Origin of the sequence: Bacillus cereus group sp. MG9 (assembly GCF_040459995.1) — a bacterium.
Classification (GTDB): domain Bacteria; phylum Bacillota; class Bacilli; order Bacillales; family Bacillaceae_G; genus Bacillus_A; species Bacillus_A mycoides.
This window is the reverse complement of record NZ_JARVHC010000001.1, coordinates 3,562,819-3,584,021: the sequence shown is the minus strand read 5'-3', so window position 1 is coordinate 3,584,021 and position 21,203 is coordinate 3,562,819. Positions and strand designations below refer to the sequence as shown.

Below are 21,203 nucleotides of genomic sequence, written 5' to 3'. Positions count from 1 at the left end.
TAAAAATGAAGGGTCAAATGAAAGAAAAGTGCAAAATTTTATAGAATAATAATAAAAGTATGATATTTATGCATAATCTTGAAATTAATAATAATTAAAGTATTGTAAAATCAGCTTTATGTTGTATAAAGACAGCATTTGAAAAAAATTTTTAAGGTCAATAGGTGTGAAGTCAATTGTAATGTGCTAATCATTTGAGAAACTGTGGAACCTTTGTTATGTTAGTAACAATTAGAAAGAGTTTCATAATTCAATTGAGATTTTTCTATATAATAGAAGGGAATGAAAACGTTTTATTAGAAAATGTGTGAAAGGGTAGTTTTTCTTATTGTCATGTTGGAAAAGTGAATTCATGAAATGTCCATAGTATTTTCAATTGTTTTTGCTACAATATTGAAGAGGAGAGGAGTGGAATAATGCAAGATATTAGTATTTTTTTAGCGTTTGGAGCTGGGTTCTTATCATTTATATCCCCATGTTGCTTACCGCTTTATCCGGCATTTTTATCATACATAACAGGTATGTCGGTTTCTGAATTGAAAGAAGAAAATGCAATGCTTCGCAAAAGAAGTATGATACATACAGCGTTTTTCTTACTTGGTTTTTCAATTATTTTTATTGCAATTGGATTTGGTACAAGTTTTATTGGAGGCATCTTTACAAATTATAAAGATTTAATTAGACAGTTAGGCGGTATATTTATCATCGTGTTTGGTCTTATTATTGTCGGTGTATTTAAGCCGAAGTTTTTAATGCAAGACCGTAAATTTACGTTTAAAAATCGTCCGAGTGGCTATTTTGGATCCGTTCTAATTGGGTTGGCCTTTGCTGCTGGATGGACACCTTGTACTGGGCCTATATTAGTGTCTGTCATTGGATTAGCAGCAACAAATCCAGAATCGGCAATGATTTATATGATTGCTTACATACTTGGATTTGCTATCCCGTTTTTCGTACTTTCATTCTTTATTACGAAAATGTCTTGGATTAAAAGAAATAGTATGAAATTCATGAAGATTGGAGGATACGTTATGATTGTCATGGGTATCTTCCTATATTTTAACTGGATGACGAAAATTATCGTATATTTCTCAAGTTTATTTGGTGGTTTTACCGGTTTTTAGTATTATTCTGTGAAAATGTTGGAAATACTAACGGAAAAGCATATAATAAAATTATATTTTGCATATAGCCATAAAAAAGGATGAGAAAATATGAACATAGTTCTGTTATCAAGTATCGTTGCTGTTTGTATGGCTGTCGGTGCGATGTTTATTCGTTTAAAAGCAGCTAAGAAACCTGCAACATTGAAAAAAATTATACTTCCCCCATTCTTTATGAGCACGGGAGCGTTGATGTTTGTTTTTCCTGAATTTCGATTAACTCCAGCAGAAATGTTAGAAGCAATTGGCGTCGGTTTGTTTTTCTCTATTTTTCTTATTAAAACATCTAAATTTGAAATTAGAGGACAAGAGATTTATTTGAAGCGTTCAAAAGCATTTGTTTTTATACTAATTGGATTACTTGTCGTGCGGATTGTATTTAAAACATACTTAAGCCAATCTCTTGATTTAGGACAACTTAGTGGCATGTTCTTCTTACTTGCGTTTGCAATGATCGTTTCATGGAGAATTGCAATGTACCGTTCCTTTACGAAATTACAGAAGGAAATGGAAAAAGAAGACGGTTTTTATAATGAAAAAGATATGAAGTTAACGTAAAGAGTGTTATATGTATAAAGAAACAACGTCTGATTAGACGTTGTTTTTTGTTAATCACTGAAAGGTAACTTCCTCAATTCTAGTTGTGATGTATAAATTGTCGACCATCGAAGAAGCAATTTAAGTTTGACGTTATGAATGGACCGATATAAGGAATACTATTTGGTTTGAAGTTTTATCACCGGTAATTGGTGGCTAAGTTAGATTAGGTTGGATCGTATAGGAGACGTTCCTTCATTAACAATTACTCCACTTGATGGTACTGATACAACATGAAAGTGGAATGTTAATGACGAAATTTCGCTTAGCTTAAGTGTCTTGAGCCGAATCTAATATTGCAAATATAAATGCAACAGGATGAATTGCTGCGAATACAACATATATCTCTGTAAATATTACAGGTACTGGTGATACGATTTATACGAGTGCTGTAGGGTTACAGATAGATTTAGCGAAAGCGAGATTAATTGCTACAAAATCAGTAACTGTAAGTTGAGCTTATAAAAAAGATTGCTATAAAATAGCAATCTTTTTTATAAGGAATAATGGGCTTACTTTGCAAGTAAAGTTTTATAGTTAGAATAATCAATCTCTTTTTCTTGTAGTTTCTTAACTAAAAATTTATGATCACGCTTTGGTGTGGCGATGATATATCCTTTAATAATTAAATCTTGTGTAATTTTAGAGGCATTTTCTTGTAATGCTAGTTCTCCGATTTTGCCAGCAATTTTTGACTTAGCAACATCGCGAAATAATTCCGGAACGGGACTTACTAGTTCTTCTAACAATTGTTTTTGTTCGTCAGCCCATAAGTGTCTTGTTTTATTAATATAGTGATCTTCCCAATCCAAAATGGACATACCGTCTTCTTTTGGCAATCGTTTTAGGAATTTTCTGAACATGAAATATCCACCAATGGACATAAGCCCTAATAATACAACAGTCCAAACGACTATAAACCAACTAAACCATCCTTCAAGCAATTGTATGCCCTCCTTTAACGAAAGCAATATTTTGTATTTTATTTATATTATAAGCAATGAGATTCATAGAAAGCAAGAACGCTTGATCATTTTGACCAAGCGTTGTGATTTAAACGAAGTATAGTTGTTCAACACATAAAATATCATTGTCATTTTCTACATATTCAATGATGAGTGTGCCAACTTTACGATCTTTATCTTCAGTTGTGAAAATAGAGTAAGAAGTAAAACGTGTTGTTGATAGGCCGCTTATATGTGTAGGTAAAGGAATGTAGTCGTTATCGCGGAAGAATTCCATCAGTTCAATATCTTCAAATTCTTTTCGGTCAACTTGTTTGTTTGTATAGCGGCGTTGAAGTTGTTTTAAAGATGCATTCCAAGAAATTGCTTTTGTGTCGTATACCATTGTTCTATCTCCTTACTGTATGTAATTATTAAGAACATACGTTCTAATCTAGTATACTCTTTTTATAAGAAAAGGGAAAGCAAAAAATAATGTAAGCTTGGATTTCCAAGCTTACATTATTTTGCGTCCGTCATAATCTCTATTTTTTATTATAAGTTAGATAAGAATAAGAAACAAGATGATATATATCTTGTTGATAGTTTTCAAAATTCTGTTTATTATTTATGTAATACAGTACAAGGGAATGAGAGGGATGACATACGTAATTTCACTCCAAGGACCGATGGCAAGTGGGAAAACAACATTGGCAAAAAGGTTAGAGCAATATGAGCTTTCAATTATATACGAAAATCCATATCCAATTGTAGAAAAAAGAAAAGAATTACATTTATATATGAACTCAAAAGAGGGGTTTATTACAAATCAAAAAATGTTTATTGAAGCAAAAATAAAAGAGTTTCAAAATGTGAAAAGCTCAGTCGTGATTTTTGATCGTGGACCAGAAGATATTGAATTTTATACACTCTTTTATCCGAAGATGATAGGGAAAGAGTGGGGTATAGAAACAGAATTAAAAGATGAATTGTATAAATTAAGAGAATGCCGTTCGGATGCAATTTTTTATTTAAATGATGGAGAATCTTTTACCGGAAAACGTGTAAAAGCTAGCGAATGCTAGCTCTTTTCTTTTTTACATCGATAAATCACTAACGTTTTCGGATCGCGCCATATACCGTTATGAAATGATAAATCATTTTCTATTTCTTCTTTTAGCCATTCCTTCATTTCGGTGTGAAGGGACATATTATCAGGTATATTCAGCGACGGGAACATGCTAGAAATATAGTTAACGATTGGAGTGGCATGATGAAAAACAAGTGCATTATGAATAATTGTTTCTTCAACAGTTGAAAAAACAGAGTGTAATAGATCTTTACCATTTTCTAAACAAAATGGAGCTACTGACGGTGATGTTTTTGGTAAATCAAATGTGACTAACATTTTGTTACACATTTCATCTATACGAGGTAATGAAACTTTAGAATTTGTTGTAGCTAAAAGGGCGCCGCCAGGACGAATTATCTTATGGAATCCTTGAATAGTTTTTTCGACATCTTTCATGTGGTATAACATATGCCTTGCGATTAGCAGGTCATAACAATTAGCTTCGAAAGGAAGTTTACTAGCGTCACCGAGTTTCCATTCAATCATATTATTCGTTATAGCAGCTTCAGAAAGCATAGTTTCGGATTGATCAAAACCAGTTAGATGTCCTTTATGACCATTAGTTTGCAAAAGGGAAAGAAATTTTCCGTTAGCACACCCGACCTCTAATATTTTTTCTTCACCTTGGAGTTGTAAATGTTCAATGACGACTTCATCTACATTCACTTGTTTTTCTTCGTAATGTTTATGCGTATCGATACGTGTTTGTAAATGGTTACTTACGTTGTATTGGCGTTTTACATCATTCATTTTTTCACATTCCACCTTTATGCAAAATTGCTGAATCGCATGTGTTAATACATCTGTTTTATTTAAACCTTCGTAATGGAGTGCGTCTTCAAACCTTGTAAGTAATTTTTCTTCAATTCGAAAATGAATATCTTTTCGCTTCGCCACTGAAATTTCGCCCCTTTGCATCTGTTAGTGAGACTATAGCACGTCTGAAAAAAATCTGTAAATAAATTGTGTACACAAGTACAAGTATGAGAGGGATAAAAAATTGCTTGAATAATATTTTAAACTATTGACGATTTAACCGTTTTCATATATTCTTAAATTAAGTAATATTCAAATAATTCAAAAGAAATGAGAGAGTCACATGCTTCTTCAAGGAACACATCGAATTGGTCGTATGGCCATGCTGTTGGCACTTGCGGATGAGAATGAAAGTCCCGTATTATCTATTCCGAAAGGTTGGAAATATTGTACTGGGAAAGTTGGTTCTATGAATTCGCAAAAAGTAGTAGCAGCAATGGAAACAGCGGCTAAGAGCAACCGAGTTATTGAAACAGATGTTTACAGAGAAACACATGCACTTTATCATGCAATTATGGAAGCTTTGTACGGAGTGACGAGAGGTCAAATTCAGTTAGCAGACGTTCTTCGTACAGTAGGACTTCGCTTTGCGATTGTGCGCGGTACACCATACGACGGAAAAAAAGAAGGCGAATGGGTTGCTGTTGCACTTTATGGAACGATTGGTGCACCTGTAAAAGGATCTGAGCATGAGGCGATTGGTTTAGGAATTAATCACATATGATTTGCCCATAGTCTATTAGTTAGAAGGGGGCCTTATTTTTTAGGACAGAAGTCTGTCTTAAAAAGATAAGGTCCCCTTTTGCCTTTATAAGGAGGAAAAAGAATGATTACGTTAACAGGACACACATTGACAGTTGAAGAAATGAAGAGGTTGTTACTTGAAGGTGAAGGTGTAACAGCTTGCCCAACTAGTATGCAAAAAGTGGCAGAGTGCCGCGAAGTTGTCGAGAAAATTGTAGAGGACGGAAAAGTCGTTTACGGTATTACAACTGGATTTGGAAAGTTTAGTGATGTGCTTATTCAAAAAGATGATGTAAAAGCACTTCAACACAACTTAATTCAGTCACATGCGTGCGGAATAGGCGATCCATTCCCTGAAGAAGTATCACGCGGTATGTTAATTTTACGAGCTAATACGATGTTAAAAGGAGTATCGGGTGTTAGACCACTTGTTGTAAACATGCTTCTTGAGTTTGTAAATCGTAAAATTCATCCAGTCGTTCCGCAACAAGGATCACTAGGAGCGAGCGGTGATTTAGCACCTTTATCTCATCTTGCTCTCGTTTTATTAGGTGAAGGTGAAGTGTTCTACAAAGGAAAACGAGTTCATGCGATGGTTGCTCTTACAGAAGAAGGACTTGAACCTATTGAACTTGAAGCAAAAGAAGGTCTTGCGTTAATCAATGGTACGCAGGCAATGACAGCGCAAGGGGTTCTTTCTTATATAGAAGCTGAAGCAAGTGCTTATCAATCAGAATTAATTGCATCGATGACAATGGAAGGATTACGCGGCATTATTGATGCATTCGATGAAAATGTTCATAAAGCGCGTGGTTATAAAGAGCAAGTCGAAGTGGCAAGCAGAATTCGTGATATTCTTCATGATAGTAAACTTGTGACAAAACAAGGAGAACTTCGTGTACAAGATGCATATTCACTTCGTTGTATCCCGCAAGTTCACGGTGCTTCTTGGCAAGTTTTAAATTATGTGAAAGAAAAATTAGAAATTGAAATGAATGCAGCAACAGATAATCCACTTATTTTTGATGGCGGTGAAAAAGTAATCTCTGGTGGTAATTTCCACGGACAACCAATTGCATTTGCAATGGACTTCTTAAAAGTAGGGATGGCGGAGCTTGCAAATATTTCAGAGCGCCGTATTGAACGCCTAGTAAATCCGCAATTAAATGACTTACCACCATTTTTAAGTCCAGAACCAGGACTTCAATCAGGTGCCATGATTATGCAATATGCAGCGGCTTCACTCGTTTCAGAAAATAAAACGTTAGCTCATCCAGCGAGTGTAGATTCAATTCCGTCTTCAGCTAACCAAGAAGATCACGTAAGTATGGGAACAATCGCTTCACGTCATGCGCATCAAATTATTCAAAATGCAAGACGCGTTCTTGCAATTGAGATGATCTGTGCGATGCAAGCAGCAGAATATCGCGGAATTGAAAACATGAGTACAGTTACAAAAACGTTCTATCATCAAGGTCGTCAGCAAGTGCCTTCTATTACAAATGACCGTATATTCTCAACGGATATTGAAAATATCGCGCATTGGTTAAAAACGAATTATTCAATAAAGGAAAGATTGGATGTAAATGCAGCACTATAAAACGAGAAAAGGGAGAGATTGAAATGGAAAAAGTACAACAAACAATTCGTGCGGCAAGAGGTACTGAGTTACAAACGAAAGGATGGGTTCAAGAAGCTGCACTTCGAATGTTAATGAACAATTTAGATCCTGAAGTAGCTGAAAAACCAGAAGAATTAGTTGTGTATGGCGGAATTGGCCGTGCAGCTCGTAATTGGGAAAGCTACCATGCAATTGTTGATTCATTAAAAACGTTAGAAAACGATGAAACGTTACTTGTTCAATCAGGAAAACCGGTAGCAATTTTTAAATCACATGAAGATGCGCCTCGCGTTCTTTTAGCGAACTCAAACTTAGTACCGAAGTGGGCGAACTGGGATCACTTCCGTGAACTAGAGAAAAAAGGTCTTATGATGTACGGACAAATGACAGCGGGTAGCTGGATTTACATTGGGACACAAGGGATTTTACAAGGAACATATGAAACATTTGGTGAAGCGGCACGTCAACATTTCGATGGTTCATTAAAAGGTACTGTAACGATTACTGCTGGTTTAGGTGGCATGGGTGGCGCACAACCGCTTGCTGTAACGATGAACGGCGGTGTTGTAATTGCTATTGATGTAGATAAGCGTAGTATCGATCGTCGTATTGAAAAGAGATATTGTGATAAGTATACAGAATCATTAGAAGAAGCATTGGCTATTGCAAACGAATATAAAGAGAAGAAAGAGCCTATTTCAATTGGATTATTAGGTAATGCAGCAGAAATTTTACCTGAGTTAGTAAACCGTAATATTATCCCTGACTTAGTTACGGATCAAACTTCTGCCCATGATCCATTAAACGGTTATATTCCAGTAGGTTACACAGTAGAAGAAGCAGCGAAGCTTCGTGAAGAAGATCCAGAACGTTACGTACAATTATCAAAAGAAAGTATGAAAAAACATGTAGAAGCAATGCTTGCAATGCAAGAAAAAGGCGCGATTACATTTGATTACGGAAATAACATTCGCCAAGTTGCTTTCGATGAAGGATTAAAAAATGCTTTCGATTTCCCGGGATTCGTTCCAGCATTTATCCGTCCATTATTCTGTGAAGGAAAAGGACCATTCCGCTGGGTAGCACTTTCTGGTGATCCAGAAGATATTTATAAAACAGACGAAGTTATTTTACGCGAGTTCGCGGATAATGAGCATTTATGTAATTGGATCCGTATGGCACGTCAGCAAGTTGAGTTCCAAGGTCTTCCATCACGTATTTGTTGGCTTGGTTATGGTGAGCGTGCGAAATTTGGCCGCATTATTAATGAAATGGTGGCTAATGGTGAATTATCAGCACCGATCGTTATTGGCCGTGACCATTTAGATTGTGGATCAGTAGCATCTCCAAACCGTGAAACAGAATCTATGAAAGACGGTAGTGATGCAGTAGCAGACTGGCCAATTTTAAATGCATTAATTAACAGTGTAAACGGTGCAAGCTGGGTATCTGTTCACCACGGTGGTGGCGTTGGTATGGGGTATTCACTTCACGCTGGAATGGTTATCGTTGCAGATGGAACAGAAGCAGCAGCAAAACGTATTGAACGCGTATTAACTTCTGACCCTGGTATGGGTGTTGTTCGTCACGTTGATGCTGGCTATGACTTAGCGGTTCAAACTGCGAAAGAAAAAGGCGTTAACATCCCAATGATGAAATAAGGAGGAAGAAACATGCTGGACACTTTACTAATAAATATCGGTCAATTACTAACGATGGATCAAGAAGATGGCTTGTTAAGACAGGAAGCGATGAATACGCTTCCTGTTATTGAAAACGGTGCGGTTGGAATTGAAAATGGTGTAATTACTTTTGTTGGAACAGCGGAAGAAGCTAAAGGATTACAAGCGAAAGAGGTTATTGATTGCGGCGGGAAAATGGTGTCTCCTGGTCTTGTTGATCCGCATACTCATCTTGTATTTGGTGGATCTCGTGAAAATGAAGTCGCGCTAAAACTACAAGGAGTTCCGTACTTGGAAATTTTAGAACAAGGCGGAGGTATTCTTTCAACTGTAAATGCAACGAAACAAGCGTCGAAAGAAGAACTTGTTCAAAAAGCTAAATTCCATTTAGACCGTATGCTATCTTTCGGAGTTACAACTGTAGAAGCGAAGAGTGGTTACGGATTGGATGATGAGACAGAATGGAAACAATTAGAGGCAACTGCACAATTACAAAAAGAGCATCCAATTGATTTAGTTTCAACATTTTTAGGTGCTCATGCAGTTCCGAAAGAGTATAAAGGAAGATCGAAAGAATTTTTACAATGGATGCTAGATCTATTACCAGAAATGAAAGAGAAGCAATTAGCTGAGTTCGTTGATATTTTCTGTGAAACAGGTGTGTTCTCTGTAGAAGAATCAAAAGAATTTTTATTAAAAGCGAAAGAGCTTGGCTTTGATGTGAAAATTCATGCAGATGAAATCGACCCTCTTGGTGGTGCGGAAGCAGCGGCTGAAATTGGTGCAGCATCAGCGGACCATTTAGTTGGCGCTTCTGATAAAGGAATTGAAATGCTTGCGAATTCTAATACAGTAGCAACTTTATTACCAGGAACAACTTTCTATTTAAATAAAGAAAGCTTCGCACGCGGCCGCAAAATGATTGATGAAGGTGTTGCAGTTGCCTTAGCTACAGACTTTAACCCAGGTAGCTGTCCAACTGAAAACATTCAGCTTATTATGAGCATTGCGATGCTGAAACTGAAAATGACACCAGAAGAAGTTTGGAATGCGGTAACAGTGAACTCATCTTATGCCATTAATCGAGGCGATGTAGCTGGGAAAATTAGAGTTGGTCGTAAGGCGGATTTAGTTTTATGGGATGCTTATAATTACGCTTACGTACCGTACCATTACGGCGTAAGTCATGTAAATACAGTATGGAAGAATGGGAATATCGCATATACAAGAGGTGAACAATCGTGGAGCACGGCCACTATTTAAAGAAAAATGCAAAGTTTATCGATCGGGAAGTGACGAAATGGAGCGAAATGATTAAAGATTGGGAGGAAGGTGTGGAAATATTCGGTGCTGCCTTAATTGGAGCGCCCCTTTCTAAACCATCTATTAGCCATTCAGGAGCATGTTTTGCACCAAAAACAATTCGTTCAATGTTGGATGCATATAGCACGTACGCAATTACAGAAGAACACGATATGAAAGAAAGTGTTCTTCATGATTGTGGTGATATTACGATGCATGTGACAGATATAAAAGAGAGTCATAACCGAATTGCGAAAACAGTTGGTCACTTGACGAAAGTAAATCCGAAAATGATACCAATCGTTCTTGGTGGTGACCACTCGATTAGTTTTCCGAGTATAACTGGTTTTGCAAATAGTAAAGGGAAGGTCGGTATTATTCAATTTGATGCCCATCATGATTTACGTAATTTAGATGATGGTGGTCCATCAAATGGTACGCCGTTCCGTAGTTTGCTAGAAAATGATGTGATTACAGGAAAACAGCTCGTTCAAATTGGGATTCGTAATTTTTCAAATGCACGAGCGTACCATGAATATGCAAAAGAGCATGGCGTGACAGTGTATACAATGAAAGATGTAAGAGAGCGAAAAATAAAAGATCTTATTTCAGAAAGTATTGAAGTATTAAGAAAACAAGATGTGACTTCTATTTATATTTCTCTTGATATGGACGTACTAGACCAAGCGTTTGCGCCGGGCTGTCCAGCAATTGGCCCTGGTGGGATGGATAGTACAACTTTACTTGATGCAATTGAATTCCTTGGTAAAGAGCCACTCGTTCAAGGGATGGATATAGTAGAAATTGATCCAACTCTTGATTTTAGGGATATGACGAGTAGAGTAGCTGCGCAAGTGATTATGAGTTTTCTTTTAGCGCGAGAAACGATTAGTAAACAGGTTAGTATATAAGCGAAGGATCGTGTGTGAAGTTTTGAAGCAACCGTTTTTGTCATTATATAAAAATACATCGCTACTTATATGTAGTGATGTGTTTTTTTTTGTTTTACAAGGTATATAAAATTGGAGAAAATGGGTGTAGAAATGTAACAAAATCGCGGGTTTTTTAGTGTTTCTGTACAGCTTGAATTTTTATGTGTAAATAAATTGACATAGAAAATAATTTTGTGATATTATAAAAATTTTGCTGAAAAAATAAATGTGTGTTAAGATTGAGAAGGTTACCATATATGGAGGTGGATTATTTGTTTCAAATTGGCGATAACATCGTTTATCCAATGCACGGAGCAGGTATAATTAAAGCCATAGAAGAAAAGGAAATCTCAGGAGAAAAAAGACAGTATTATGTTATAAAAATGTCGGCTAGTAATATGGAAGTAATGATTCCTATGGGGAAAATATTGAGTTCAAATATACGACCAGTTACAGATATAAAGGCATTAACAAACATAATAGATATTTTTCAGCATGGGGAATCAGATAGATTACTTACGTGGAAACAAAGGTATAAATTAAACACTGATAAAATAAAAACGGGTAAAATACAAGAAGGTGCTGAAGTTGTACGTGATTTATTACGTATGCAGAAAGAAAAAGCACTTAATGCAAGCGAAAAGAAAATGTTAGATAACGCACATGAATTTTTGATTAGTGAGCTGGGATTAATTGAAGGTATCACAGAAAATCAAATAAAAAGCTTTTGTTAAGATTCATTGTAGATAATGTATTACATCCCAAAAAAGATCTTGAATTTTTTGGGAATATAATTATAGAAAATCAATCATTTCAAAGACATTCAACTCTTTCAAACCACTTTTAGAGCATTAACCTCTTTTGTTATTACTACAATTTAATCCATTTTTATTTTTTAATTTCTTTTACGAATGTTCGAAGTTTAATTAAATAACTCGATAAAATAGTTACTTGATTTTTGCAATCCTGATTCACACTGGCACGGACGAGGAGCCGTAAGGATGAAAGAGAGGTAGGGCTTTCATTGTTTTAGGTATATAAGTTATTATTTTTAGAAGAATACTGAACCACTCCCACTTCTATTGTTAAGAGATTTTCCATATGTGAGGAGATAATAATTGTTTATTTTCTTTATTTAAAAGAGATAAACGAATTGTTAGCCTTATATGGTCAACTAAAAAAGGTTTCCTACTTAGGAAACCTTTTTAATTTTATTTATTTCATTTCAGGATATTTTTGTTTTGTTAGTTATCGGGAAAAAGTAAACAAATGTTACTCCATTACGATAATAGGTTTAATCGTTTTTCCTGTTTTAGAATCTTCAAATGCTTGAGCAATTTCTTCAAAAGAATAGAATTGTACAAACTTATCGAATGGGAATAGTCCTTTTTGATAGAAATTAATTAATTTTGGAATGAATAGTTGCGGTACTGCATCACCTTCAACTACCCCTTTAATTGTAATAGCTTTTACGACAATTTCATTTGTTACGTTTAAAGTTAAATCCTTTTTACCAACAGCAACAGTTGCCATTGTACCTTTTACTCGTAAGCATTGAATGGATTGCAGTGTAACAGTATTTACGCCAGTTGTTTCAAAGGAGTAATTAGCTCCACCGTTTGTAATTTCTTTAATTTTGGCAACTGGATCTTCGTTTAAGCTATTAATCGTGTGTGTAGCCCCTAATTCCTTCGCTAATTCTAAACGACTATCATGAATATCAATGGCAATGATTGTAGTACATCCAGCAATTTTAGCTACCATTAAGCCACTAAGGCCAACAGCACCGGTTCCAAATACAACTAGGCTACTACCTGGTTTTGGCTGTAATGAATTTAGGATCGTACCGCTACCAGTCATAATTCCACAACCAAGTGGTCCTAACAAACGTATATCAACATCTTTTGGTACTTTTACAGCATTATTCTCATTAACAACGGTATGGTATGCGAATGAAGATTGGCCGAAGAATTGAGAAATGTCATTATTGTTAAGATCGTGTATAGGTGTTACATGGCGTTTGTTTTTTCCAGAGAAGTTTAATTCAATCATATTTTCGCAAGCAGCAGCATTACCATCTAAGCAATTTTCACAATGACCACAGTAAGAAAATCCAAGTACAACATGGTCACCAGGTTTAACCGATGTTACATTACTTCCCACTTTTTCTACAATACCAGAACCTTCATGTCCTAAAACAACTGGTTTTGGTGTTGGCATTGTACCGTCTAAAACTGTTGCATCTGTATGACATATACCCGAAGCGATAATTTTTACTAATACTTCATCGTCTTTAATATCGTTTAAGTATACTTCTTGCATATTAAAATCTTTTTCAGGTGTAGAAACGATAGCTTTTGTTTTCATTGTTATCCTTCTTTCTAAAAATTAAATAAGAAAAAATACTTTCAACTATCTAGGAGTCTTTTATTAGTTCCTAAAATTTCGTTGGTATAATTAAAAAACAAATGAATTATTGAAACCTCGTTAGTGTAAGTTTGAACATAGTACATTGGAAACAGGTTCTTTTTGGTTAGTGAATAGTTAAATAATTAATTACCGATATATTCTATAGTAATAAAACTAGAAAAAAAGAAAACATCCACTTAATAAGTATTTTCCTCATCCACTTACTGGACATTAGAATAAACAGTAGATTCCTGAATTTCAGAATCCTTAAAGTTAAAAACGGTTAGTTTTATTATACGAATATTCCTACGTAAGAGCGTATAAATTGACGTTACTATCTAAAAGTAAGTATGATGCGATTATAGTTAGATTTTTTTAGGGGGAAGAAAAATGACAAGTTCAAATAATAAAGCGGCAAGTATTTATGAAGGAACAAATATAAACGCTTGGGGGTCTTTTGAAAATATTGAAGAAACGAAGTTATTTCATCCGATTCAAATTGGATCTTGGTCTCTTCGTAATCGCATAGCGATGGCACCGATGACGAGATGTTTTGCAAATAATGAGACTGGGGTAGTTGGTACTGATGTAGTAGAGTATTATCAAAAGCGTGCTGCTGATGGGATTGGATTAATTATTACAGAAGGAATTGTCATTAGCCCGAGAGCAAAAGGGAATCCGGGAGTACCAGGTATTTATACACAAGCGCAAATTGATTCTTGGAAACCTGTTACAGAGGCAGTACATAAAGAAGGCGGAACGATTATTGCTCAAATATGGCATGTTGGACGTATGAGTCATCACGAAATAATTGGTGGTCAAATGCCGCAAGCACCGTCTGCTATTGCTGCGGAGGGGAATGTTCCGCGTTTTCGTAAACCGTTTGATACACCAGAAGCAATGACAATAGAAGAAATAAAAGAAGTTATCGGTCAATATGCACAAGCCGCAAAGAATGCGATAGAAGCTGGATTTGATGGTGTAGAAATTCACGGTGCACACGGATATTTAATTGACCAATTTACTTATGAATTTGCGAATAAGCGTACTGATAAATACGGCGGTGACTTAAAACAAAGGTTAACGTTTATGAAAGAAGTTGTTCAGGCTGTAATTGAAGCAGTTGGAGCTGATAAAACGCTTCTTCGCTTCTCTGCCTTTAAAGGTGATAATCCTACTTATATGTGGGAACATCCTGAACTTGCAATTGAAACGTTTGTAAATATGTTTAAAGAAGTTGGATTAACGATGATTCACCCTTCAACGATGAATTATACGCAAGTTATTGCTGACGGCAAGAATTTTCATCAATTAGTAAGAAAGTATTGGGATAGTACTATCGTAGGAGTAGGTAATTTGAATCCGAAAGAGGCAGAAGAAGCACTGCAAGAAGGAACAATTGATGTAGCGGCGTTCGGAAGACCATTAATCGCTAATCCAGATTTTGTTCAGCGAATTAAAAATGCTGAAAGTTTGGTTGAATATGACGCGAAAGAGCATCTTGCTACATTAATTTGAATAAAGATAAAAGGAGAACACATCAGGTGTTCTCCTTTTATTATGGATTTTCATAGGAGGAAGCGGGATGAGTGAAACGCTACTCGTTATTATTAGTATATTGCTCTTATTGATGTTACTATTAATCATTTTTTTTATTATTACATTTTTTATTAAAAAACGGACGCATCATTCTATATTAAAGTTACATCCATACTTAGGAAGGATGCGTTATTTACTTGAAAAGATAGGACCGGAATTTAGGCAATATTGGTTTGATCATGATACGGATGGAAAGCCCTTTTCACGTTATGATTTTCAAAGTGTAATGTTTCTAGCAAAATACCGTTCAGAAATACTCGGTTTTGGATCAAAACGAGATTTTGATGCATCTGGATATTATATCGCTAATACATTATTTCCGAAATTAACAGATGAATTAAGTGTGAATGTAACGAAAGAACGTGAAGGGAAAAAGTATGTGATTCATAAAGAAGGGTTATTTTCACGAAGAGAAAAATTGACAGCGGATACAACGAATCTTTGGTTATATGAAGAAGACGATGCAATTATCGTCGGTGAAAACCGCAAATATCCGTGGAAACTGTATGGCATGTTTGGCGCATCAGCAACTTCTTACGGTGCGATTGGCGAAAATTATATTTTGGCAAGTGGATTTGGCGCGAAGATGGCTGGCGGTTCATGGATTAATACGGGGGAAGGTGGTGTAATACCGGAACATTTACATACGGGTGCAAATATCGTTGCCCAAATTGGTCCGGGATTATTTGGATACCGTGACGAGGACGGGAATTTTTCGATGAAGGAATTTATGGAGAAGGCGAAAGAAAGTAATATTAAAGCGTTTGAATTGAAATTTGGGCAAGGTGCGAAAATACGTGGTGGTCATTTAGAAGGACAGAAGGTAAATGAGAAAATCGCTTCCGTTCGGAAAGTACGAGAAGGAGAAACGATTAATTCGCCAAATCGTTTTTCATTTATTAGTAGTGCCGCAGAGGCTTTATATTTTATTCAAGATTTACAAGAAAACGGTGGTAAACCAGTGGGCATGAAAATTGTAATTGGTCAACAGAAGCCTTTGGAAGATTTATTAAAAGCAATGAAAGAATTAAACATCTATCCAGATTTTATTACAATCGACGGTTCAGAAGGTGGATCAGGGGCAACATATAAATCGATGGCAGATAGTATGGGGCTTCCGCTTATACCGGCATTACTTACATTTATTGATACAGCAAATCATTACGGTGTCAGGGATAAATTAAAGGTGTTTGCCTCCGGGAAATTAATCACGCCAGATAAAGTGGCGATTGCTTTAGCTATCGGTGCAGATGCCGTAAATTCAGCACGCGGATTTATGATGGCAAGCGGTTGTATTATGGCACTTCAATGTAATTCAGGGCAATGCCCATCGGGGGTTGCAACTACGAATCCACACTACCAAAAAGCATTAGATCCGTATGAGAAAAAATGGCGAGTAATGAACTATGTTATTAGTATGAGATATAGTTTGTTTTCATTAGCGGCAGCAGCAGGGGTAAAGAGCCCGCGTCATTTAACGAGAGAGCATATTGTGTTTAAAGATGAGATGGGGCGGATAGTTCCTCTTTCAGAATTGTTTCCTACTAGTAAATAGAAGATAAGCTATGTTTAATAAATTAAAAGTCATACATTCGTATGGCTTTTTTCTTTTAAAATTCAACTAATAAACGAATGAAAATAAGGTGTGAAAAAACGCTATTTTGTTTTCTGAATATTTTTACTTTAATTTCTTTTAAAAACCGGGTAATCCACTGGGATAAAGGCGTTTATAAAGGTTTTCACATGTAGTGAAAAGGGCTTGTTCACTTGAAAGAACAAAAAATGTTTGTTAAGGTAGGGAACCATAAGCGAAAACAAGAAAATAGAAAAAGTCATTTTTCGAAATTTTGAATGGCTTATATAACTAAGGGAGAGATTTGGTGAAGATTGAGATTATGGTTTCGCTTGCTATTTATATGGCAGGTATGTTGTATATCGGTTATTGGTCTTATAAGAAGACATCCGATTTATCAGATTATATGTTAGGCGGAAGGGGACTCGGTCCAGCAGTTACAGCTTTATCAGCTGGTGCTTCTGACATGAGTGGTTGGATGCTAATGGGATTACCTGGTGCGATGTATGCAACAGGATTATCAAGTGTATGGATTGCGATAGGTTTATTAATAGGTGCTTATGCAAACTATTTAATTCTTGCCCCGCGTTTGCGAACGTATACAGAAATGGCAAATGATTCAATTACGATTCCAGATTTTTTAGAAAATCGGTTTAAAGATCGTACGAAAATACTTCGTTTTGTCTCCGCTATCGTCATTTTAGTGTTTTTCACATTTTATGCGTCAGCTGGTTTAGTTTCAGGTGGACGTTTGTTTGAGAATTCTTTCAATCTTGATTATAAAATTGGTTTATTTATAACTGTCGGTGTCGTTGTTGCTTATACATTATTCGGTGGCTTTTTAGCAGTAAGTTGGACCGACTTTGTGCAAGGTTGTATTATGTTTATTGCTCTTGTGTTAGTGCCAATTGTAGCTTTTACAGATGTCGGTGGTGTAACAGAAACATTCAATACGATTAAGCAAGTTGATGCATCGCATTTAGATATGTTTAAAGGTACTACAATTCTTGGTATTATTTCATTTTTAGCATGGGGTCTTGGGTATTTTGGTCAACCGCATATTATTGTTCGCTTTATGGCAATTACCTCTGTTAAAGATTTAAAAACTTCTCGTAGAATCGGTATCGGTTGGATGACGATTTCAATTATAGGTGCAATGCTTACTGGTCTAATTGGTATTGCTTATTACGCTAAAAATAATGAGAAATTACAAGACCCAGAAATGGTCTTTGTAACATTCTCAAACATTTTATTCCATCCGTATATTACTGGATTTTTATTGTCAGCTATTTTGGCTTCGATTATGAGTAGTATTTCCTCGCAATTACTCGTTATTTCAAGTGCTGTAACGGAAGATTTCTATAAAACATTTTTCCGTCGTAACGCAAGTGATAAAGAACTTGTATTTATCGGTAGACTGTCAGTATTAGTAGTAGCTATGATCGCAGTTGTTTTAGCGTATCATCCAAGTGATACAATTTTAACACTTGTCGGTTATGCTTGGGCAGGATTTGGTTCAGCATTCGGACCCGCCATTTTATTAAGTTTATATTGGAAGAGAACGAACAAATGGGGCGTTCTTGCTGGTATGATTGTAGGTGCAGTAGTTGTTATTACTTGGGTACAAATTCCAAGTTTAAAAGCGACTATGTATGAAATGGTACCTGGATTCTTCTGTAGTTTATTAGCTGTTATAGTTGTAAGTTTATTAACGAAAGAACCAGTGAAAGCAATTCATCGTGAATTTAACGAGATGGAAGCAGTGTTGGAAGAGGAAACGAAATAATTAGCGAAGAGAGTAAATGCTAACTAGCATTTACTCTCTTTTGATTTAAAATGAAAATAAGTGCTTATTGACAACTAAAAGTAAGTAACTTATAATAAATATCGAGTTCAAGATAATTTATTTCCGAATAAAGATTTCAGATGGAGTAAATATTTTTTTGGAATTATCTCGAATTCGAGATGAATTCAGTGATATAGAAGATAATGCGTAATTTCACAGCTTATATCTCGAATTAAAGATAAAATCATAACGATGGATTTTACTTTGCAGTATGGACAAAATGAATAATGAATTTTAATGTATAAAAGTTTTTAAAATGAAATAAAAAGGGGCGGAGAAAATGGAAAAGAAAACAATGGGAATTCATCACATTACAGCAATCGTAGGACACCCACAAGAAAATGTAGATTTTTATGCAGGTGTATTAGGATTGCGTTTAGTAAAACAAACAGTGAATTTTGATGATCCAGGTACGTATCATCTTTATTTTGGTAATACAGGAGGAAAGCCTGGAACAATTATTACGTTTTTTCCATGGGCAGGTGCTCGTCAAGGTATTATTGGGGACGGTCAAGTAGGCATTACGTCTTATGTCGTACCAAAAGGTACAATGGAGTTTTGGGAAAATAGATTAGAAAAATTCGACGTACCGTATACAAAAATGACTCGGTTTGGAGAACAGTATATAGAATTTGATGATCCACATGGTTTGCATATAGAATTAGTTGAAAGAGAAGAGGGCGAATTAAATAATTGGACTTTTGGGGAAGTTACGCCAGAAGTAGCAATTAAAGGATTTGGCGGTGCTGTTCTTTTATCTGCACAACCTCAAAAAACTGCTGAATTGTTAGAGCATGTTATGGGTCTTGAGAAAGTAGGAGAAGAGGGAGAGTTTATGCGGTTCCGTTCTTCTGCTGATATTGGAAATATTATCGATTTGAGATTATCAACAATTGGACGTGGGCAAATGGGTGTTGGTACAGTTCATCATATTGCTTGGAGAGCGAGTGATGATGCTGATCAATTAGACTGGAAAGAGCATGTTTCTCGCTTTGGATATGGTGTAACCCCTGTACAAGACCGAAACTATTTTAACGCAATTTATTTTAGAGAACACGGCGAAATCTTATTTGAAATTGCAACAGACCCTCCTGGTTTTGCCCATGACGAATCTTTAGAGACGATGGGTGAGGAGTTAAAATTACCGAATCGATATGAACAACATAGAAAACAAATTGAACAGACACTCTTACCATTTGAAGTGAGAAATCTAGATTAAAGTGATTGAAAGGGGAAAAGGAATATGATGAAACATGTTTTTCAAAAAGGAAAAGATACGTCAAAACCAGTGTTGTTATTGCTTCATGGTACAGGAGGAAATGAATTAGATTTATTACCGCTTGCAGAAAGAATTGATCGGAAAGCTTCTGTATTAAGTGTTCGTGGAAATGTATTAGAAAATGGGATGCCTCGTTTCTTCCGCCGATTAGCAGAAGGTATTTTTGATGAAGAGGATCTTGTTTTCCGTACGAAGGAATTAAATGAATTTTTAAATGAAGCAGCAAAAACATATGAATTTGATAGAGATAATATCGTAGCTGTTGGGTATTCAAATGGAGCAAATATTGCGGCGAGCTTATTATTCCATTACGAAAATGCATTAAAAGGTGCAGTCCTTCATCACCCAATGGTGCCTAGAAGAGGAATAGAGTTACCTAATTTAGCAGAGAAATTCGTATTTATCGCTGCTGGAACAAATGATCCAATTTGTTCACCTTCTGAGTCAGAGGAATTGAAGATGCTATTAGAAAATGTAGATGCTAATGTAACAATGCATTGGGAAAATAGAGGACATCAATTAACGATGAATGAAGTAGAGAAGGCAACAGAATGGTATGAAAAAATATTTTCACATGCATAAATAGTAGACTAAATCGAGTGTAAAATCATAAAGATTTTATACTCGATTTTTTTGTTGCAATTTAAGGGGTTAAAAGAGAATAGGAAAGTTATGTTAAAATATAAAGAAAATGTAGAATAATGGAGGGGAACTATTAGATGTCAAACTACGAAAATGAAGAAATGCTAACGGGAGGGAATGTCTCAAACGTATATCGTTCGGAAGATACTGTTCGACGAGAATTAAAGCAAGGCAGTACCAAAATTCATAAGCTATTAAATCATTTGGAAAACAAAGGTTTTAGTTATGCACCAAAGTTTTTAGGTATTGATGATAAAGATAGAGAGATATTATCATTTATTGAAGGAGAAGCTGGTAATTACCCTTTAAAAGAGTACATGTGGTCTAATGATGTTTTAAAAGAAATAGCGAAGATGCTCCGTCTTTATCATGATGCTGTGAGTGATTTCCCGTTATCAGATGATTGGAAACCGATGGATAATACTCCAAATAAAATAGAGGTTGTATGCCACAATGATTTTGCAATATACAACATTATTTTTAATAACGAAAAACCAGTAGGTATTATTGATTTTGATGTTGCTGGTCCTGGACCAAGACTTTGGGACATAGCCTATACTCTTTACACTTGTGTCCCATTAAGTAGAGTTTATTATAAGGAAACAGGTGCGGCGGTTTATTATAATTCATTACAGCATGCAGACCGCATAAAGCAAAGAGTTAAATTGTTTTTTGAGTCCTATAAAAGTGATGGCATCGCCGAGGATTATTTGGAGATGGTACTTCTACGATTAGAAGGATTATGTAAATACATGAAAAGAAAAGCACTAGAAGGCGATGTGAACTTCCAAAAGATGATAGATGAAGGGCATCTTGAACATTATGAAAATGATATTCAGTTTATTCGTAAACATGGAAAAGAGTGGGTTTAATAAAATAAATCGTATACAAAAATAAAGCTCAGAGTCATATAGGGACTTTG

At 35.6% G+C, this 21,203-nt stretch carries 18 protein-coding genes and 1 pseudogene; 15 read left to right on the top strand and 4 right to left on the bottom strand.

Annotation, left to right across the window (positions count from 1 at the left end):
- Positions 1-416 precede the first annotated feature (416 nt).
- Both ccdA and QCI77_RS18315 read left to right on the top strand, forming a co-directional pair.
- The gene (gene ccdA, locus QCI77_RS18320) at positions 417-1,124 is read left to right on the top strand and encodes a cytochrome c-type biogenesis protein CcdA (protein WP_001152684.1); all 708 of its coding nucleotides are present in this window, start codon (positions 417-419) and stop codon (positions 1,122-1,124) included.
- Between the two features lie 90 nt (positions 1,125-1,214).
- Positions 1,215-1,721 (top strand): CcdC family protein, encoded by a 507-nt coding sequence (locus QCI77_RS18315; protein WP_002014224.1) that lies wholly within the window; start codon positions 1,215-1,217, stop codon positions 1,719-1,721.
- A 551-nt stretch (positions 1,722-2,272) separates the two neighbouring features.
- Here the strand turns inward: QCI77_RS18315 and QCI77_RS18310 are convergent.
- Together QCI77_RS18310 and QCI77_RS18305 are read right to left on the bottom strand one after the other, a co-directional pair.
- Complete coding sequence (locus QCI77_RS18310) at positions 2,273-2,704, bottom strand: DUF2621 domain-containing protein (RefSeq protein ID WP_088293336.1); 432 nt, start codon at positions 2,702-2,704, stop codon at positions 2,273-2,275.
- 109 nt (positions 2,705-2,813) lie between these two features.
- Positions 2,814-3,110 carry a hypothetical protein gene (locus QCI77_RS18305; protein ID WP_002033506.1) on the bottom strand — a complete coding sequence of 99 codons (297 nt, stop codon included), beginning with the start codon at positions 3,108-3,110 and terminating at the stop codon, positions 2,814-2,816.
- 253 nt (positions 3,111-3,363) lie between these two features.
- Here QCI77_RS18305 and QCI77_RS18300 point away from each other — a divergent pair.
- Positions 3,364-3,741: pseudogene (locus QCI77_RS18300) on the top strand (AAA family ATPase); the annotation flags it as partial.
- Positions 3,742-3,785: 44 nt separating this feature from the next.
- Here the strand turns inward: QCI77_RS18300 and QCI77_RS18295 are convergent.
- Positions 3,786-4,754 (bottom strand): class I SAM-dependent methyltransferase, encoded by a 969-nt coding sequence (locus tag QCI77_RS18295; RefSeq protein ID WP_085960791.1) that lies wholly within the window; start codon positions 4,752-4,754, stop codon positions 3,786-3,788.
- A 181-nt stretch (positions 4,755-4,935) separates the two neighbouring features.
- Between QCI77_RS18295 and hutP the strand changes: the two genes are divergently transcribed.
- The 6 genes from hutP to QCI77_RS18265 all read left to right on the top strand — a co-directional run bounded on the left by hutP (position 4,936) and on the right by QCI77_RS18265 (position 11,667).
- Positions 4,936-5,376, top strand: coding sequence for a histidine utilization transcription antiterminator HutP (hutP, locus tag QCI77_RS18290; RefSeq protein ID WP_000926519.1), 441 nt, complete (start codon positions 4,936-4,938; stop codon positions 5,374-5,376).
- A 102-nt stretch (positions 5,377-5,478) separates the two neighbouring features.
- Positions 5,479-6,996: a histidine ammonia-lyase gene (gene hutH / locus QCI77_RS18285; RefSeq protein WP_002033511.1), complete on the top strand. Its 1,518-nt coding sequence runs from the start codon at positions 5,479-5,481 to the stop codon at positions 6,994-6,996.
- Between the two features lie 23 nt (positions 6,997-7,019).
- On the top strand, positions 7,020-8,678 hold the full coding sequence (gene hutU / locus QCI77_RS18280) for a urocanate hydratase (protein WP_002033512.1): 1,659 nt from the start codon (positions 7,020-7,022) through the stop codon (positions 8,676-8,678).
- Between the two features lie 12 nt (positions 8,679-8,690).
- On the top strand, positions 8,691-9,962 hold the full coding sequence (hutI, locus tag QCI77_RS18275) for an imidazolonepropionase (RefSeq protein WP_002190400.1): 1,272 nt from the start codon (positions 8,691-8,693) through the stop codon (positions 9,960-9,962).
- A complete protein-coding gene (hutG, locus tag QCI77_RS18270) occupies positions 9,941-10,912 on the top strand; it encodes a formimidoylglutamase (RefSeq protein WP_033709347.1) in 972 nt (323 codons plus the stop codon). The genes hutI and hutG overlap by 22 nt, the downstream gene beginning before the upstream one ends.
- A 293-nt stretch (positions 10,913-11,205) precedes the next feature.
- Positions 11,206-11,667, top strand: a complete 462-nt coding sequence (locus QCI77_RS18265; protein ID WP_170935206.1) for a CarD family transcriptional regulator — start codon at positions 11,206-11,208, stop codon at positions 11,665-11,667.
- 538 nt (positions 11,668-12,205) lie between these two features.
- On the opposite strand, the gene QCI77_RS18260 is transcribed toward QCI77_RS18265, so the two are convergent.
- Complete coding sequence (locus QCI77_RS18260; protein ID WP_353825328.1) at positions 12,206-13,300, bottom strand: NAD(P)-dependent alcohol dehydrogenase; 1,095 nt, start codon at positions 13,298-13,300, stop codon at positions 12,206-12,208.
- Positions 13,301-13,732: 432 nt separating this feature from the next.
- On the opposite strand from QCI77_RS18260, the gene QCI77_RS18255 reads away from it, so the two are divergent.
- The 6 genes from QCI77_RS18255 to QCI77_RS18230 all read left to right on the top strand — a co-directional run bounded on the left by QCI77_RS18255 (position 13,733) and on the right by QCI77_RS18230 (position 21,153).
- Complete coding sequence (locus QCI77_RS18255) at positions 13,733-14,860, top strand: alkene reductase (protein WP_353825327.1); 1,128 nt, start codon at positions 13,733-13,735, stop codon at positions 14,858-14,860.
- Between the two features lie 67 nt (positions 14,861-14,927).
- Entirely contained in the window at positions 14,928-16,496 is a 1,569-nt protein-coding gene (locus QCI77_RS18250) for a glutamate synthase-related protein (protein WP_353825326.1), read from the top strand.
- Between the two features lie 325 nt (positions 16,497-16,821).
- Positions 16,822-18,300, top strand: a complete 1,479-nt coding sequence (putP, locus tag QCI77_RS18245) for a sodium/proline symporter PutP (protein WP_353825325.1) — start codon at positions 16,822-16,824, stop codon at positions 18,298-18,300.
- Between the two features lie 340 nt (positions 18,301-18,640).
- Positions 18,641-19,579: a ring-cleaving dioxygenase gene (locus tag QCI77_RS18240; protein ID WP_012261418.1), complete on the top strand. Its 939-nt coding sequence runs from the start codon at positions 18,641-18,643 to the stop codon at positions 19,577-19,579.
- A 27-nt stretch (positions 19,580-19,606) separates the two neighbouring features.
- Positions 19,607-20,221, top strand: a complete 615-nt coding sequence (locus tag QCI77_RS18235) for an alpha/beta hydrolase (protein ID WP_353825786.1) — start codon at positions 19,607-19,609, stop codon at positions 20,219-20,221.
- A gap of 137 nt (positions 20,222-20,358) precedes the next feature.
- Positions 20,359-21,153, top strand: coding sequence for a phosphotransferase (locus tag QCI77_RS18230; RefSeq protein WP_353825324.1), 795 nt, complete (start codon positions 20,359-20,361; stop codon positions 21,151-21,153).
- Positions 21,154-21,203: the final 50 nt, after the last annotated feature.

Excerpts from the sequence above, each read along its gene's own strand:
- ccdA (WP_001152684.1), top strand. The coding sequence starts at position 417 with ATGCAAGATATTAGTATTTTTTTAGCGTTTGGAGCTGGGTTCTTATCA.
- QCI77_RS18315 (WP_002014224.1), top strand. The coding sequence starts at position 1,215 with ATGAACATAGTTCTGTTATCAAGTATCGTTGCTGTTTGTATGGCTGTC.
- QCI77_RS18305 (WP_002033506.1), bottom strand. The coding sequence starts at position 3,110 with ATGGTATACGACACAAAAGCAATTTCTTGGAATGCATCTTTAAAACAA.
- QCI77_RS18295 (WP_085960791.1), bottom strand. The coding sequence starts at position 4,754 with ATGCAAAGGGGCGAAATTTCAGTGGCGAAGCGAAAAGATATTCATTTT.
- hutP (WP_000926519.1), top strand. The coding sequence starts at position 4,936 with ATGCTTCTTCAAGGAACACATCGAATTGGTCGTATGGCCATGCTGTTG.
- hutH (WP_002033511.1), top strand. The coding sequence starts at position 5,479 with ATGATTACGTTAACAGGACACACATTGACAGTTGAAGAAATGAAGAGG.
- hutU (WP_002033512.1), top strand. The coding sequence starts at position 7,020 with ATGGAAAAAGTACAACAAACAATTCGTGCGGCAAGAGGTACTGAGTTA.
- hutI (WP_002190400.1), top strand. The coding sequence starts at position 8,691 with ATGCTGGACACTTTACTAATAAATATCGGTCAATTACTAACGATGGAT.
- QCI77_RS18260 (WP_353825328.1), bottom strand. The coding sequence starts at position 13,300 with ATGAAAACAAAAGCTATCGTTTCTACACCTGAAAAAGATTTTAATATG.
- QCI77_RS18255 (WP_353825327.1), top strand. The coding sequence starts at position 13,733 with ATGACAAGTTCAAATAATAAAGCGGCAAGTATTTATGAAGGAACAAAT.
- QCI77_RS18250 (WP_353825326.1), top strand. The coding sequence starts at position 14,928 with ATGAGTGAAACGCTACTCGTTATTATTAGTATATTGCTCTTATTGATG.
- QCI77_RS18240 (WP_012261418.1), top strand. The coding sequence starts at position 18,641 with ATGGAAAAGAAAACAATGGGAATTCATCACATTACAGCAATCGTAGGA.
- QCI77_RS18235 (WP_353825786.1), top strand. The coding sequence starts at position 19,607 with ATGAAACATGTTTTTCAAAAAGGAAAAGATACGTCAAAACCAGTGTTG.
- QCI77_RS18230 (WP_353825324.1), top strand. The coding sequence starts at position 20,359 with ATGTCAAACTACGAAAATGAAGAAATGCTAACGGGAGGGAATGTCTCA.